Source organism: Mycolicibacterium sp. CBM1 (assembly GCF_054073305.1).
Map to the genome: position 1 here is coordinate 54,393 of NZ_JBSXPP010000015.1, position 15,486 is coordinate 69,878.

General features: G+C 68.4%; 14 protein-coding genes. 9 read left to right on the forward strand and 5 right to left on the reverse strand.

The genetic code is table 11. The features are described from left to right. The 8 genes from ACXDF8_RS19285 to ACXDF8_RS19320 all read left to right on the forward strand — a co-directional run bounded on the left by ACXDF8_RS19285 (position 1) and on the right by ACXDF8_RS19320 (position 5,953). Positions 1-1,494, forward strand: a complete 1,494-nt coding sequence (locus tag ACXDF8_RS19285) for a class I adenylate-forming enzyme family protein (protein WP_457224888.1) — start codon at positions 1-3, stop codon at positions 1,492-1,494. A gap of 19 nt (positions 1,495-1,513) precedes the next feature. Continuing rightward, positions 1,514-1,816: a hypothetical protein gene (locus ACXDF8_RS19290; protein WP_457224889.1), complete on the forward strand. Its 303-nt coding sequence runs from the start codon at positions 1,514-1,516 to the stop codon at positions 1,814-1,816. A 57-nt stretch (positions 1,817-1,873) separates the two neighbouring features. Next, positions 1,874-2,464: a fatty-acid--CoA ligase gene (locus tag ACXDF8_RS19295; RefSeq protein WP_457224974.1), complete on the forward strand. Its 591-nt coding sequence runs from the start codon at positions 1,874-1,876 to the stop codon at positions 2,462-2,464. 12 nt (positions 2,465-2,476) lie between these two features. Continuing rightward, a complete protein-coding gene (locus ACXDF8_RS19300; protein ID WP_457224890.1) occupies positions 2,477-2,680 on the forward strand; it encodes a (2Fe-2S)-binding protein in 204 nt (67 codons plus the stop codon). A 98-nt stretch (positions 2,681-2,778) separates the two neighbouring features. Continuing rightward, a complete protein-coding gene (locus tag ACXDF8_RS19305; RefSeq protein ID WP_457224891.1) occupies positions 2,779-3,516 on the forward strand; it encodes an SDR family NAD(P)-dependent oxidoreductase in 738 nt (245 codons plus the stop codon). Between the two features lie 77 nt (positions 3,517-3,593). Beyond that, entirely contained in the window at positions 3,594-4,178 is a 585-nt protein-coding gene (locus ACXDF8_RS19310) for a hypothetical protein (RefSeq protein ID WP_457224892.1), read from the forward strand. A gap of 153 nt (positions 4,179-4,331) precedes the next feature. Then, entirely contained in the window at positions 4,332-5,354 is a 1,023-nt protein-coding gene (locus ACXDF8_RS19315) for an Acg family FMN-binding oxidoreductase (RefSeq protein ID WP_457224893.1), read from the forward strand. A gap of 17 nt (positions 5,355-5,371) precedes the next feature. Then, a complete protein-coding gene (locus ACXDF8_RS19320) occupies positions 5,372-5,953 on the forward strand; it encodes an Rv1733c family protein (RefSeq protein ID WP_457224894.1) in 582 nt (193 codons plus the stop codon). Here ACXDF8_RS19320 and otsB read toward each other — a convergent pair. Beyond that, positions 5,950-9,945 (reverse strand): trehalose-phosphatase, encoded by a 3,996-nt coding sequence (gene otsB / locus ACXDF8_RS19325; protein WP_457224895.1) that lies wholly within the window; start codon positions 9,943-9,945, stop codon positions 5,950-5,952. The genes ACXDF8_RS19320 and otsB overlap by 4 nt on opposite strands. A 169-nt stretch (positions 9,946-10,114) precedes the next feature. On the opposite strand from otsB, the gene ACXDF8_RS19330 reads away from it, so the two are divergent. Further along, positions 10,115-10,996 carry a universal stress protein gene (locus ACXDF8_RS19330; RefSeq protein ID WP_457224896.1) on the forward strand — a complete coding sequence of 294 codons (882 nt, stop codon included), beginning with the start codon at positions 10,115-10,117 and terminating at the stop codon, positions 10,994-10,996. A gap of 33 nt (positions 10,997-11,029) precedes the next feature. Here ACXDF8_RS19330 and ACXDF8_RS19335 read toward each other — a convergent pair whose 3' ends face one another. The 4 genes from ACXDF8_RS19335 to ACXDF8_RS19350 all read right to left on the reverse strand — a co-directional run bounded on the left by ACXDF8_RS19335 (position 11,030) and on the right by ACXDF8_RS19350 (position 15,483). Next, positions 11,030-12,763: a sensor histidine kinase gene (locus ACXDF8_RS19335; protein ID WP_457224897.1), complete on the reverse strand. Its 1,734-nt coding sequence runs from the start codon at positions 12,761-12,763 to the stop codon at positions 11,030-11,032. A gap of 26 nt (positions 12,764-12,789) precedes the next feature. Further along, positions 12,790-13,437 (reverse strand): hypoxia response regulator transcription factor DosR/DevR, encoded by a 648-nt coding sequence (dosR, locus tag ACXDF8_RS19340; RefSeq protein WP_457224898.1) that lies wholly within the window; start codon positions 13,435-13,437, stop codon positions 12,790-12,792. Between the two features lie 85 nt (positions 13,438-13,522). After that, on the reverse strand, positions 13,523-14,392 hold the full coding sequence (locus ACXDF8_RS19345) for a universal stress protein (RefSeq protein WP_457224899.1): 870 nt from the start codon (positions 14,390-14,392) through the stop codon (positions 13,523-13,525). Between the two features lie 116 nt (positions 14,393-14,508). Then, the gene (locus tag ACXDF8_RS19350) at positions 14,509-15,483 is read right to left on the reverse strand and encodes a 1-phosphofructokinase family hexose kinase (RefSeq protein WP_457224900.1); all 975 of its coding nucleotides are present in this window, start codon (positions 15,481-15,483) and stop codon (positions 14,509-14,511) included. Between the last annotated feature and the right edge of the window lie 3 nt (positions 15,484-15,486).

The following is a 15,486-nucleotide window of genomic DNA, read 5'->3' on the forward strand; positions in this document are numbered from 1 at the left end:
ATGAGCGTTGCACTGTTGTTGGAAATGGCGGCGTCCGACGCCGAGCGGGTCGGTGTGGTCACCGATGGCCATCGGCTGACCGTCGGAGAGCTCAACCAGCTCGCCGACGGCGGGGCCGGCGTCATCGCGGCCTCTGGTGCGGGCAGCGTGGTCTACGTCGGGCTTGGCGGCGCCATGCTTCCGCTGTTGATCTTCGCCTCCGCCCGTGCCGCGCGGCCGTTCACCCCGCTGAACTATCGGCTCTCCGGGGAGGCGCTGGCCGAACTGATCGACCGGTTGCCCGAGCCGCTGGTCGTCTTCGACGCCGAATACCGCGCCGTCGTCACGGGATTGGGTGCCGCCAGCGTCGAATCGGCGGAGTTTCTCTCCGTTGCCGCCACGACCGATCCGGTCAGCGAATTCCCCGATCCCGACGACGTGGCGGTGGTGCTGTTCACCTCCGGCACCACCTCGCGGCCCAAAGCCGTTGAGCTGTCGCACAACAACCTCACCAGCTATGTCACCGGTACGGTGGAGTTCGCCTCGGCCGAGCCGGGGGATGCCGCGCTGATCTGCGTGCCGCCCTACCACATCGCCGGTGTCGGGGCGGCGCTGTCGAATCTGTACGCGGGCCGCAAGATGGTCTACCTGCGCCGGTTCGACGCGCGCGAGTGGATCCGGCTCGCTGCCACCGAGGCGGTGACCAGCGCGACGGTGGTGCCCACGATGCTCGACCGGATCATCGCCGAACTCGAAGCCAACCCCACGCCGCTGCCCGCACTGCGCACCCTGGCCTATGGCGGTTCCAAGGTGGCGCTACCGCTGGTCCGCAAGGCACTCGACCTGTTACCCGAGGTCGGTTTCGTCAATGCCTACGGACTGACCGAAACCAGTTCCACCATCGCCGTTCTCACACCCGACGACCATCGGGACGCCCACCGGTCGGGCGATGAAGCCGCCCGCAAGAGGCTCGGCTCGGTCGGTCAACCCGTGCCAGGCATCGAGGTGCAGATCCGCGCCGAAGACGGCACCGTGCTGGGGCCCGAGGAAGTCGGTGAGCTGTTCGTCCGCGGTGACCAGGTGTCGGGCAAATACGCCGAGATCGGCTCGGTCCTCGACGACCACGGCTGGTTCCCGACCAAGGACGTCGCCTACCTCGACGCCGACGGTTACCTGTTCATCGGTGGCCGCTCCGACGACACCATCATTCGCGGCGGCGAGAACATCGCGCCGGCAGAGGTCGAGGATGTCCTCGTCGAGCATCCCCACGTCCACGACGTCGCCGTTGTCGGGGTTGAGGATGCCGAGTGGGGTCAGATCATGGTCGCAGTTGTCGTGCCCGTCGCCGACATCACCCCCGACCCCGAGGATCTGCGCGCGCACGTCCGGGCCCACCTGCGTGGCTCGCGCACGCCGGACCGGGTGGTGTTCCGCCACGAACTCCCCACCACGCCGACCGGCAAGGTGTTGCGTCGTCAACTGGCCGACGAACTCAAGTCGCCGTCAGCCACCTAGATCCCAGGAGGACACATCCATGATCAAGACCGGCACCCGACTGCAGAGTCAGGTCTGTGACACCCAGGTCATCGTCGTGCGCTCGTCGGAGAGCCTCGACGACCTGCGCGCCGGCGGCGCACCGATGATCGCGCTGGACGCCGAGAAGTCCGCCGACGTCCAACTCGATCCCGACTTCGCCGGGGGCAGTGTCATGGGCAAGCGCTACATCGACGCCAGCGGCGCCGAACTGTTGGTCACCAAGGCCGGCGCCGGCACGCTCAGTGTGGGCAGCACGCCACTGGAGCAGAAGACCGCCAAGCCGTTGCCGGCCAGCGACTGAGAGGTGGTCGGCGTGAACGGGGCGGCCGACACCAATGCGCATTCCCTCGTCCTCGCCATGGACTACCGGGTGCCCGACCCGGCCCGCGTCTGGCCGGTTCTGCAGCGCAGCCGCGGGGCGCTGGCCGACCTCGGGGTGCACTACGCACTGCTCTACGCCGCGATCCGGGATCCGGGCCGCGTCATGGTCACCATGTCGCTGCGCAACAAGGAGCCGATCCTGCAGGTGCTGCGCTCGCGGGCCTTCCTGAACTGGTTCGATGCTGTCGGCCTCGACGACATCCCGGCCATCTTCGCCGGTGAGACGGTGGACAAGCTGACCGTGGAGGGATCGGAGCAGGCCACTCCCGGAGTGATCGTCGGCTCGATCGCCGCCGTCGACGACGTGGCCTCGACGATCGCCGGCGTGCACGCGGGACTGGACCGGTTCGCGGCCGCGGGCGTTCGCGCCATCCGGGTGTTCCGCGCCTTCGACGACGGACATGAGCTGATGATCCTGCAGGAACTCGACGACGAGGCCGACGCGGTCGCCTGGGTGGATCATCCCGACGCGGCCGCTGGTTGGATGTCGGGCGCCGGCATCGGCGCCTATCCGCCGGTCTTCGTCGGCCGGCTGCAGCACCTCATGCGCATCGACGCGAACGCCTGAGGATTCGCGCCGATGTTCGTCTGTCTCTGCAGCGGTGTCACAAGTCAGACCGTCATCGAGGCGGTGGCGGGCGGGGCGACGACCACCAAGCAGGTCGCGAAAGCCTGCGGCGCCGGCTCCGAATGCGGGCGCTGCCGGCGCACCGTGCGCGCCATCATCGAGGCGACTCTTCCCGTCGACCCCAAGCGGCACAGGGGGTTTCTGCACCGGGGCTGAGATGGGTGCCCGGCGAGTGGGACATCTCCGCACCGTGACCGCCGTGACGGCGCTACGGTGCGCACCGTAAACGGTTGCGCATCGACTAAGGAGCGGTCGTGAGCGGAGTTGTCGTCACCGGCGCTGCGTCGGGAATCGGGCGGGCCTGCGCCGAGGCATTGGTCGCCGACGGGCGGCCAGTGGCGTTATGGGACATCGCTCCCGCGGTGGCCGAGGTCGCCGCCGAACTCGGTACGCCACACGCGATGCTCGACGTCTGCGACGGTGCGGCGCTCAGCGCGGCCGTCGACGCCGCGGCTGCGGCGCTGGACGGTATCGACGGCCTGGTCCATGCCGCGGGCCGGGTGATCGCCGAACCGGTGGGCGCCTTCACCGAGGAATCGTGGGACGCCGTGCTCGACGTCAACCTGCGCGCCCAGGCCATGCTGTCGCAGCTGTTGCTGCCGCACCTGCAGGACGCCGCCCGCGCCGGTGCCGGGCCCGCGATCGTCGGGATCTCCAGCATCGAGGGTCTGAGCGCCAACCCATTCATCCCCGCGTACTGCGCCTCCAAGGCCGGGCTGCTCGGACTGACCCGGTCGATGGCGGCACAACTGGGCCCGGAGGGCATCCGGGTGAATGCGGTGTGCCCCGGCTTCATCCGCACGCCGATGCTGCAGATCGCGCTCGACATCGACGAAGTGCGGCAAGGGTTCGAGGCCGCTGCGCCGCTGGGGCGGTTGGGTGCGCCGCGGGAGGTTGCCGCGGCGGTGGCTTTCTTGATGTCGTCCAAGGCGTCCTTCATCACGGGTACTCACCTGGTGGTCGACGGGGGAGTGACCAGCCGCCATGCCTAGGGCACGGTCGATGGTCCCGACCGCGTATGACGTCGGCCTCTAGGTAGAGCCGGTCCGTCGGCTTCATGATGTGAGCCATGGCGACCGGGGTCGAGGGCATGGTCATCGACTCGGTCCTGCCGACTTACGACGTGGTGGTTTCCGAACACGTCGTGGTGCTCGCCGATACCTCGACCACCTTCCGCGCCGCCCGCGGTCTGGATCTGCTGCGGGTGCACAGCCCGCTGCTGGACACGGCCATGTGGGCTCGGCAGCTACCCGCGCGTTTCCGTAATCGCCCGGCGCCGCGCCCGCCGCGGCTGGTGATCGGCGACGGGGTCGGTATTCCCGGCTGGCTGGTGCTGGGCGAGCGGCCGGGTGCGGAGATCGTCTTCGGCGCCGTCGGACGGTTCTGGCGGCCGGTGATCACCTGGCGCGAGGTCGACGCCGCGGACTTTCCCGGTTTCACCGAACCCGGCTGGGGCAAGATCGCGGCCAGCTTCTCGGTGCTGCCGTACGGTGCTGGCCGGACGCTCTTGAGCTACGAATGTCGCACGGCGACAACGGATACCGTCTCGAAACGCCGGTTCGCCCGATACTGGCGGCTGATCCGGCCGGTGGTCGCGCACATTCTGCGTGTCACGCTTCGACAGATCAAGGCCGACGCTGAGGCCGCCAGCTGAATCAGGTACTCGCGAGCGGGCCGAAGCGCACGGCCGCACCAGTATTCCGGCTGCACAAGTCCCCACAGCAAAGGACTAACGTCTCTGGCCCGCCGCGGGTGCGCGCGCGACAGTGGAGTGAACTGCAGTGATCCGAAAGAGGGCGGCGAGAATATGAATGCGGATTTTCCCGACCCCGACACGGTCCGGGCGGTGCTCACACTGGCAACTCAAGCACCGTCGGTGCACAACTCCCAACCCTGGCATTGGCGGGTGGGACCGCACCGGCTGCATCTCTACGCCGACCCCAGCCGGCACCTGCCGAAAACCGATCCCGACCGGCGCGACATGTTGGTCAGTTGCGGTGCGGTACTGCACCATTGTGTGGTCGCCCTGGCCGCGATGGGTTGGCAGGCGAGAATCCAGCGCTTTCCCGACCCCGTCGACCGCGACCATCTGGCGGCCATCGAGGTGCACCGGCAACCGGCCAGCGAACTCGACGTCACGCTTGCCGCCGCGATCGCCCGTCGGCGTACCGACCGACGCGATTACAGCTCGTGGCCGGTGCCGGTCGGCGACATCGCGCTGATGGGCGCCCGCGCGGCGCGCGCGGGCGTGATGCTGCGCCAGATCGACCTGCTCCCGAAGCTCAAGGCGATTATCGCCCAGTCGGTGTGGAAGCACGCCGGTGACACCGACTATCTGAGCGAACTCAACGCTTGGAGCGGACGGTACGGCTCGGTGGCCGGCGTTCCCGCCCGCAACACCCCGGCTCCGGATCCAGGCTCGGCCATCCCGGCCAGGGTCTTCGCCGGCCCAGCCCTCAAGCAGCCGGGCCCGGCCCCGGCGGCGCGCGACAACGGCGTCATGCTCGCCCTGGGAACCGAGACCGACGACGATATGGCACGTCTGCGCGCCGGTGAGGCCACCAGCCTGGTGCTGCTGTCGGCCACTGCGATGGGGCTGGCGACCTGCCCGGTGACTGAACCGCTGGAGGTCGCCGAAACCCGGGCCGCGCTGCGCGCCGACGTGTTCGGCACCAGCGGCCATCCCCAGATGCTGCTGCGGGTGGGCTGGGCCGCGGTCAACGCCGATCCACTGCCCGCGACGCCGCGCCGCCCATTGGCCGAGGTGGTCGATTGGCCTACCGAGGGCCCCGCAGAAGAGCGTGTGGGCCTGATCACCCAGGCCAGCTAATGCGCAGGCGTACGTCGATGGACACGATCGTGTTCCGGCCGGGGCGTGGTGTGCTGGGCCGGTTGATCGGGCGTAACCCGCTGGTGCGCTCCACCGATCGCCTCGAGGCGCTGGCGCTGCTGTTGGCTGTCGCGCTGGTGTTGGTGGCGGTCCCCGTGGCGGGCGCCGTCGGAACCGCTGTTCATTCCAGCCGTGCCGCGGTGTACGCGGCGCAGGTGCACTCCCGGCACCCGGTCGCCGCGGCCGTCGTCCGGGACAGCGACGCTTCGGTGCGGCCCTACAGCGTCACCTTCTCCGTCCATGCCCGATGGAGTGATCGCGGTGTCACCCACGAAGCCGACGTCCCGTGGGACCGTTCGGTCAAAGCCGGTGAGCAGCTGTCGATCTGGGTCGACAACGCCAGTGGGGACTATGCCGGCCCACCGCCACGGCCCGACCGTGCCGCGGCCGACGCGATCAGCGCCGCAGTGGTGTTGTGGCTGAGCGTCGTCACCCTGGCCGCCTCCGCGATCGGGCTGGTGCGGTTCCGGCTCGATCGGCGCAGGCATGCGCAGTGGGATCAGGGACTGCGCACGCTGGCCGATTCCGAGAACTCCTAGGTGAATCGCAGCGTCGACCCCGGCGTCAAGCTCTGCACCTTCCCGTGACATTCGATCTCGATGGCGGGGTGGTCGGTGGGGTCGACACTGATCTCGGCATTGCGGCCCAGGATCGTCAGATGCAGGCGGTAGCCGCGGTAGTAGATGGGCAGCCGAAGGGCGCCAAGGCTTTCCGGCCACATCGGGGACAGGATCAACCGATCGGCACGGGTCTCCAGGCCGGTGAAGCACCGCTGCAGCAGGTCGATACTGCCGGCCATCGCGGCGATGTGGATGCCCTCGGCCGTGGTACCGCCCTGAATGTCGGCCACGTCGGACATCAGAACCTGCTGAAAATGGCGCATGGCTCGCTCCCGATCACCGCGGGCCAGCACCCAGGCGTGTACCACGCCACTGAGCGTCGACCCGTGTGAGGTGCGGTGCAGGTAGTAGTCGACGGTCGTGGGGATCTGCTCCGGGGTGAACCGATATCCCATGCGCGCGAACAATTCCCGCAGCTCGTCGGAGGAGAGCAGATAGAACAGCATCAGCACGTCGGCTTGCTTGGAGGCCTGGTAGCGGGTGATGCTGTCGTTCTCGGCCTCCAGGATCCGGTCGAGTCGCTGGATATTGCCATAGCGCCGCCGGTACCCGTGCCAGTCCAGTTCGGCCAGCTCACCGTAACCCTCGAACTGACTGATGACCTGCGGGCCCGTCGTCGAGCCAGCGGCAGTGTGGAACGGAACGTACATGCGCCGGCTGACGTCATCCCACGTGTCGAGGTCGCGGCCGTGAATTCCCAGCCGCTCCATCACATCCAGGCGGTCCCGCAACGGCAGCGCATCGAGGGCGTCCAGCGCCCGGACGATCACCCACACCGCCATCACGTTGGTGTAGGCGTTGTTGTCGATACCGTCGTAGGGCGCGTCGGGGTAGCCGGAGTGGAACTCGTCCGGTCCGATCACCCCGCGGATCACGAAACGACCCAGGGTGTCGTCGAATTCAGCACGGCTGACCCAGAACCGGGCGATCTCGGCAAGCATCTCCGCACCGTTCTCGATCAGATACTGCAGATCGCCGGTCACCTGGTAGTACTGCCAGACGTTGTAGGCCACCGCACTGCCGATGTGGTGCGCCCGGGCGCTGGCATCGGGGTTCCAGCGGCCCGAGTTCGGATTCAGATGCATCTTCTGACTCTCCTCGCGCCCGTCGCTGCCGGACTGCCACGGGAACATCGCCCCCGCGTAGCCGGCCTCCTGCGCGGCTCGGCGAGCCTCAGGCAGTCGGCGGTACCGGTAGCGCAGCAGCGAGCGGGTGGTCTCCGGGGAGCGCAGATTCAGCACCGGGAAGACGAATAACTCGTCCCAGAAGATGTGGCCGCGGTAGGCCTCGCCGTGCAACCCGCGGGCGGGGACGCCGGCATCGAGGTCCACCGCGCGGTTGGGCACGGTCTGGAGCAGCTGCAGCAGATGGAGGCGAACGACCCGCAGCGCATCGGCGTTGTCTTCGAAGGCGATGTCGAATCGTTCCCAAAGGTGGGCCCATTCCCGGACGTGCCCGTCCCGCAGGTCCGCGTAGCGGCCGAGGCGGCCCAGGAGTCGCTGGGCGGCATCGCCGGGGTCCGAGATGGCCTGGTCGCGGCCGGTGAAGATGGTGGCCATCTTCTCGACGGTCACCGTCTCACCCGGGGCCACCGCCACCACGTAGTCGTGTCCGACGCGGCGGGGTTCGTCGACGACGCGACCGTCGGTCTCGACTGGGGTGTCTCCGCGCCACACCGTGGTCCGGGCCGCCACCGCGATCGGAATCTGCGACTGCACGGTCTGGCACACCAGCAGCGCCGAATTCGGCGATAGCTCCGTGGTGGTGGTCGCGACCAGGTGGTCGTCGGCCAGGTCGCGGTAGCGCTCGACACCGCCGTTGCGTACGTCGCCGTCGATGAGCGAGAGGATCTCGATGGTGCCGGACCAGTCCTCGGCCCGGATCGTGGTCGCCAGCGCGCAGGCGTGCGGTAGGTGCATCGCAGCGATGCGTCGCTGGGTGACACTGCAAGTGCGGCCGGACGGATCGCGGAACCGGAACTCCCGGGTCAATTCGGCATGCCGCAGATCGAGAGTCTGCCGATAAGTCAGGATCTGGGCCGTGTCGATGTCGAACCAGTCGCCGCCGTCGATGCGGAACTTCAACGACAGCCAGTTCGGCAGGTTGACCAGACTCTCGTTCTCAATCCGGACGCCGCCGATCTCGTCGGCGAGGCGGTTGTAGAGCCCCGCGTTGTAGGTGCCCGGATAGTGGAACAAGCCGGGGTCGGCTTCGGGGGCGCAGCCGCGGGTGGCGCGGTAGCCGTTGCCGACGGTGCACAACGCCTCGCGCAGCCGCTCCTGTTCGGGGATGTAGCCCCCGAAGGTGAATGACCATGGGCTGGAGACGACGTGGCGCTCGACGTCGAACTGGTCGACCAGCCGTTCGACGAACTCGCGGACGCGGGCCGGATCGGCCAACGAGAAACGCGCCGCGGTGTACCGGTCACCGTCCTCCTGATGGCGTACGACGACCCCGATGCCGTCGTGCAGCACGCAGTCGAAGGCGTCCTCGTCGGTAAGGTCGTCGCCGACGTAGACGGGCAGCAACGGTTCGTGGTCGGTGACCCGGTCGCTGATCCACTCCAGCGTTGCACCCTTGTCCCAGTCCAGATTCGGGCGCAACTCGGCAACCTTGCGTCCTGCTGTCACCTTCAGGCCATGGCGGGCGCCGGCCCGGTGCACCGCGGCGGTCACAGTCGCGCCCGCCTCGGGTGCGGCGTTGCGGTAGTGCACGGCGACGGCAAACCGCTTGTGCTCCACCACCACTCCAGTCAGCTCGGCCAGCTCGGTGGCGAGTTCCTCGGCGGCATGGGCCAGCAGGGGTGTCGCGGCGGCCGCGACCTCGTTCTGGTGGTGTACGCCGTCGGGGGCGACGATCTCGAAGCCGTGGCTGCCCGCATACCACAAGCCGGGAATGCCGACGCGAACCCGGATGTCGGCCAGATCGCGACCGGAGAGCACCGCGACGGGATAGAGGGCGGCCAGCGCCTGCAGCGCCTTGGCTGCACCGGGAACCAGGGTCGCGGCCGTCGGGTCGTCGACGATCTCCGACAGCGTGCCGTCGAAGTCGAAGAACAGCACGGGTTTTCGGGCCGAGGCGACGTCGGCGATCTGATCGAACACGTGCAGGGCGTCGGGCAGCGCGGACATCCGGCGATCGATGGCCCGCACGGCGACGTCGGCGAGGTCGCCGATCACCACGTCGGCGCCGCACCGCAACAAATCGGACCCGGTGCTGCCCGTTCGGTCGACACCGATCACCAGCCCGAAGCCGCCCGCTCTGCCGGCCGCCACCCCCGCTTCGGCATCCTCGACGACGACGCAGCGGCCGGGCCGTGCGCCCAGGCGCCTGGCGGTCTCCAGCAGCACCGCCGGGTCGGGTTTGCCCGGCAGGCCCAGCTGCTCGGCGCTCACGCCGTCGACGCGGACGGCGAAAAGGTTGCCGATTCCGGCGGCCTCGAGCACGGCCTCACAGTTGCGGCTGGCCGAGTACACCGCGGTGCCCACCCCGAGCTCATCGAGCCGGCGCACCAGGGCCACCGTCGAGGCGAATGTCGGCACGCCGTTGGCGATCCTGGCCAGATATAGCCGCTGTTTGCGGTTGCCCAGGCCGCATACGGTGTCCGGCCCGTCGTCCGACGGTGTGCCCCAGGGCAGCACGATCCCGCGGGAGGCCAGGAAGTCCCGCACCCCGTCGAAGCGTGGTCTACCGTCGATGGTGTGCCGGTAGTCGGCGGAGGTGAAGTCGTAGTCGGCGAACAGTTCTGCCCAGGCCGCCTCGTGCAGCGAGGCGGTATCGGTGATCACGCCGTCGAGATCGAACAGGACCGCGTCGTGATAGCGCGGGTCAATGGCGACCGGCGGCCCGATATCGGATCCGCCATGGTCAATGATGCCGGTTCGGACACCGAACGGGCTGACGCTGACCATGGCACCGACTCTGCCACACCGGTTCGAGTCCCGATCAGGGCCTTGTGGCCATGGGGGAGGGGACCTACGCCTCATGTTCTCAAGACTCGCGGACCCTAGCGTTGTAGATGACGCGCCGGCAGTCCACGTGCCTGGCGTCTAGATGCGTACCGGCTAGAAGGAGAATGAAATGTCAACTCCCACAACACGACACGGCATCATCGTCGGAGTCGACGGTTCGCCGGAGTCGAAGGTCGCCGTCGACTGGGCGGCCCGTGAGGCGGCCATGCACAACGTGCCGCTGAAGCTGGTCCACATCCTGAACCCGCCGGTGGTGATGACCTTCCCCGAGGTGCCGATGCCGCCGGGATATCTGCAGTGGCAACAGGAATCCGGTGAGGCGATCCTCGACAGCGCGCGCAAGACGGCCGAGGAAGCCGGCGCCGGCCAGCTGGTCGAGGTCACCACCGAGATCGTCTCCGGCCCGCCCGTTCCGACTCTGGCCGACCTGTCCAAGGATGCGCAGCTGGTGGTGGTCGGCTGCCGCGGCCGCGGCGCCCTGGCCCGCGGATTGCTGGGCTCGGTCAGCACGGGGCTGGTGCATCACGCGCATTGCCCGGTGGCGATCATCCACGACGAGGATCCACTGATGGCGCTCCCGTCGAAGGCGCCGGTGCTGGTCGGCGTCGATGGTTCACCCGCCTCCGAGCAGGCCGTGGCGATCGCGTTCGAAGAGGCCTCGCTGCGCGGCGTCGACCTGCTCGCCGTACATGCCTGGAGTGACACCGGGGTTTTCGAGTTCCCCGGACTGGATTGGTCGACGATGCAGCAGCTCGGTGAGGAGACGCTCGCCGAACGGCTGGCGGGGTGGCAGGAACGCTACCCCGACGTCCTGGTGCGGCGGGTCGTGGTTGCCGACCGGGCGGCTCGCCAGCTCATCGAGCAGTCCGAGAACGCGCAGCTCGTCGTCGTCGGCAGCCACGGGCGCGGTGGCTTCGCTGGGCTGCTGTTGGGATCGGTCAGTACTGCGGTAGTGCACGGAGTCCGGATGCCGGTGATCGTCGCGCGGTGACGACGCGGTGTCTGCGGACTGGTTGCGGGGCGGTCAGGGCAGTGGCGCCGTCCAGCGCAGGGCGGTGCCACCGTCTGGTGCGGTATCGACGGAGAACTCGCCACCGACCTCGGCGGCCCGCTGGCGCAGGTTGTTCAGTCCGCTGGCTGTGACGTCGGGCGGCATTCCGCGACCGTCGTCGATCACCTCGATCGTGAGTTCGTCCTCCACCCGCACGTTGACGGTCAGCGTGTGTGCCTGCGCATGCCGCACGGCGTTGCTCACCGCCTCGCGGACCACCGCTTCGGCGTGATCGGCGAGCGTGGCGTCGACGACCGAGAGCGGTCCGATGTACTGGACGGTGGTGCGCAGGTCCGCCCCGGGAAATGCCCCGACCGCCTCGTCGAGCCGCTGGCGCAGTCGGGTCGTGCCCAGGGAGGCGCCGTGCAGGTCGAAGATCGCCGTCCGGATCTCCTGGATGACGCCTTGCAGTTCGTCGACGCTCTCGGTGAGTCGTTGGCGCACTTCGGGCAATCGGCTGCGCGGAATCGTGCCCTGCAGCGACAGCCCGACCGCGAACAGCCGCTGGATGACGTGGTCGTGCAGATCCCGCGCGATCCGGTCGCGGTCGGAGAGCACGTCGAGTTCCCGTATGTGTCGCTGGGTGATGGCCAGCTGCCAGGCCAGCGTGGCCTGGTCGGCGAACGCCGCCATCATGTCCAGCTGTTTGTCGCTGAACGTCTGCCCGCCGCGGCGGCGCAGAATCACCACCACGCCGGCGACGGTGTCGGTGGTGCGCAACGGCAACACCAGCGCCGGCCCCGCCTCGGGCACACCGTTCAGTTCGTCGCCGATGTTGTCCAGCCGGCGCGGTGTTCGGGTGGTGAACGCTTCGCCGACGATGCTGCCGGCCACCATGATGGGTGGCAACGAGCTGGCCGGACCGGCCATCCCGGCTGTCTCGACCACGAGAAGTTCGCCGACCTCGTTGACGCCTAGTTCTATGTCGGTGGGCACCGCGACCAGCACCACGTCGGCACGGGTCAACCCCAGGGCCTGGTCGGCGATCAGCCGGAACACCCGGGCCGGCTCCGCACCGGCAAGCAGCTCGGTGCCGATGTCGCGGGTGGCCTCGATCCAGTGCTGCCGGGTACGGGACTGCTCGTAGAGGCGGGCGTTGTCGATGGCGATTCCGGCCGCGGCCGCCAATGCCTCGACCAGCACCTCGTCGTCTTCGCTGAAGGGCTGGCCATCGGCCTTCTCGGTGAGGTACAGGTTGCCGTAGACCTCGTCGCGAATGCGTACCGGGACGCCGAGGAAGGTGCGCATCGGTGGATGGTTCGGCGGGAACCCGACCGAGGCCGGATGCTGCAGGATGTTGTCCAGCCGGATCGGCTTGGGCTCGTTGATTAGATGGCCCAGAACCCCCCGTCCCTGGGGCAGCGGGCCGATGAGTTCGCGGGTAGCGCCATCGATGCCCTCGTAGATGAAGGCGACCAGTTCATGGTCGTGGCCGCGGACCCCGAGGGCACCGTAGCGGGCGTCGACCAGGTCGATGGCCGTGCGCACGATCGTCTTGAGTGTGACGTCCAGTTCCAGCCCCGATGTCACCGTCAGCATCGCCTCGACCAACCCCTCGAGCCGATCACGGCCCTTGACGATTTGCTCGACCCGGTCCTGGACTTCGACGAGCAGTTCGCGCAGGCGCAATCCCGACAAGGTATCGCGGACGGGTGGGGCGGCCATTTGGTTCCCCTCCGGTCCGACGGCGTCGGTCACGAATCCCATCGTGCCATTGGATAGGTCCAGGTGCTTCAGTCTTCGCTGTGATGGCTCTGGTCGAGTTTGGAGATGAACACCGCAGCCTGTGTGCGTCGCTCCATACCAAGCTTTGCCAGCAGACGCGATACGTAGTTTTTCACCGTCTTCTCGGCCAGGAACATCCGCGCGGCGATTTGCTTGTTGGTCAATCCCTCGCCCAGTAGTCCCAATAGCACGCGCTCCTGTTCGGTCAAACCCGACAGGGGATCGGAGCGTTCTGCGGCCCCGCGCAGCTTGGCCATCAACGCCGCGGCCGCCCGGTTGTCCAGCAGGGAACGCCCGGCACCGACGTCCTTGATCGCCTTGGCCAGCTCCATGCCCTTGATGTCCTTGACGACGTAACCGCTGGCCCCGGCCAGGATCGCGTCGAGCATCGCCTCATCGGAGGTGAACGACGTCAGCATCAGACACCGCAGATCCGGCATCTTCGAGAGCAGGTCGCGGCACAACTCGATGCCGTTGCCATCGGGCAGCCGCACGTCGAGGACCGCGACATCGGGTTGCAACGCCGGAATCTGTGCCATTGCCTGGGCGACCGATCCGGCCTCACCGATGACGTCGAGCTCGGGGTCGGCTGAGAGCAGGTCAATCAAGCCGCGGCGAACGACCTCGTGGTCATCGACGAGAAACACCTTGACCATGGCGTGCCTTCCAGGTCTGCAACACTCTGCGGCGGCGGAATCCGCAGTCCGTGCTGCAACGATATCGGTCCGCAGCTACGACGTGTCACAACAGGCGCTGCCGATCGACTACCAGGACCGAGCAATCGGTGTTGTGCAGAGCCGCCGACCCGGTGGGGCCCAGGAGTTCCTCGATGCTTTCGGCGTTGCGCGCGCCGACCACGACGAGCTGGATTTCCTCGCCGTGTTTGGCCAGATAGTTCAGCACGCTGCCGTGCACGGCCACCGGGCGAGCGTCCAGCTCGGGGTAGCGGTGTTTCCAGTGCGACAACCGTCGGTCCAGCTGGGCCCGCACCATCCGGTTGCCGTCGGCGACCGCGTGGGAGTCGTGCACGTCGGTGTAGCGCGACTGCCACGAACTCAGGACCCGCAGCGGCGCGCCGCGCAGCCGGGCCTCTTCGACGCCGCACTGCAGCACCGCGGCGCTGTCGGGTGATTCGTCGAGGTCGACGACGACCCAGCCCGCATCGGTGGTGGCGACCCGGTCCGAACCGCGGACGATGGCCACCGGGCAGTGCGCGGAGGCCACCAACGCGGTGGCCGTCGAACCGATCCGGTTGTGGTCGAAGTGTTTGAGACCGACCGAGCCGACACAGACCATGGCCGCCGCGCGAGACGCCTGAACCAGCGTGGCCGTCGGCCGCCCGGCCACGATCTCGACCTCTACCTTCGCCGGCGCCTCGGTGGCTTCCACGGCGTTGGCGGCGTAGCGCACCGCCAGCTCGGCGTTGGCCAGCTGGCGGGCCTCCTCCTGTGGATCGGCCTGACCGGAACCGGACGGCGCGATGGCGTACAGCAGTCGCAGCGGGATGTCGCGGCTGACCGCCTCCTTGATGGCCCACAGCGTGGCGCGCACGGCGCCACGGGATCCGTCTACACCGACGACGATCGACGGCGGGGTGAACGGTTCGGGCATCGGTGGCTCCCACTGGACGGTGCTTGTCTTCGACGTTAGTCTCGCCGCCTCATGACTGCTGAGGGCAGAAAGTCCTCAACTGACAAGAAATGAGCATGGCCGTCCGGCGTGTTCGGCTATCCGCAGACCAGGTCCACGTCGACCGGGTCGGCGGTCTGCTCGAAGAGCCGTTCGGTGTCCTCGCGGGTGCACGGGGCCGTGCCCGGAGTGAGAAGTTTGGCTGCTCCGGCCGCGACGCCCAATCGGACCGCCTCGATCAACGGCCAGCCGCGGGTCAGGCCGACCGCGATGCCGGCCACCATCGCGTCACCGGCCCCGACGCCGCTTCCGGCCGGCACCGGCACCGCCGGGAAGCGGTGCGCGGCGTGTGGCGTCACCAGAAGCGCGCCCTGCGGGCCGAGGGAGACGACGACGGCATGCGCGCATCCCCGCCCGATCAGCTCCCGGGCGGCGGCGACCTGTTCGGATTCGGTGGCCAGCTCCCGGCCTACGCATTCGCGCAATTCCCGCACGCTGGGCTTGAGCAGAAACACCCCGGAACTGACGTGCGTGAGGCCACCGCCCGAGGTATCCAGGATGAACAGCGCGCCGATCTCCTCGCACACGGTGGCGACCTGCTGATAGAAGTCCGGCGGCACCCCGGGCGGAAGACTGCCGCTGGCCACCACGATTGCCGTCGAGGCCGCCTTCCGCCGCAACTGCAGCAGGCATTCGGTTTGTTCGGCCAGGGTCAGTTCCGGCCCGGGCAGCACGAACCGGAACTGCCGGTCGGTGCTGCACTCGTTGACGGTGATGCTCTCCCGGGTCGATCCACCGATGTGGATGGGGTGCACGGGGACCCCTTCGGCGGTCAGTAGCCGGGTGATCATGTCGCCCGCCGAACCGCCGGCCGGGTAGATGGCCGTGGCCGACGCGCCGAGCACGTCGGCCACGTGCGCGACGTTGATGCCGCCGCCGCCGGGGTCGTAGCGTGCCGCCGTGCACCGCAGCTTGTCGGTGGAATGCACCACGTCGGTGCTCGTCGTGATGTCTAGGGCGGGATTCATCGTCAGCGTGACGATGCGGTGCCCGGCGACACTGAACTCGTCCATTGG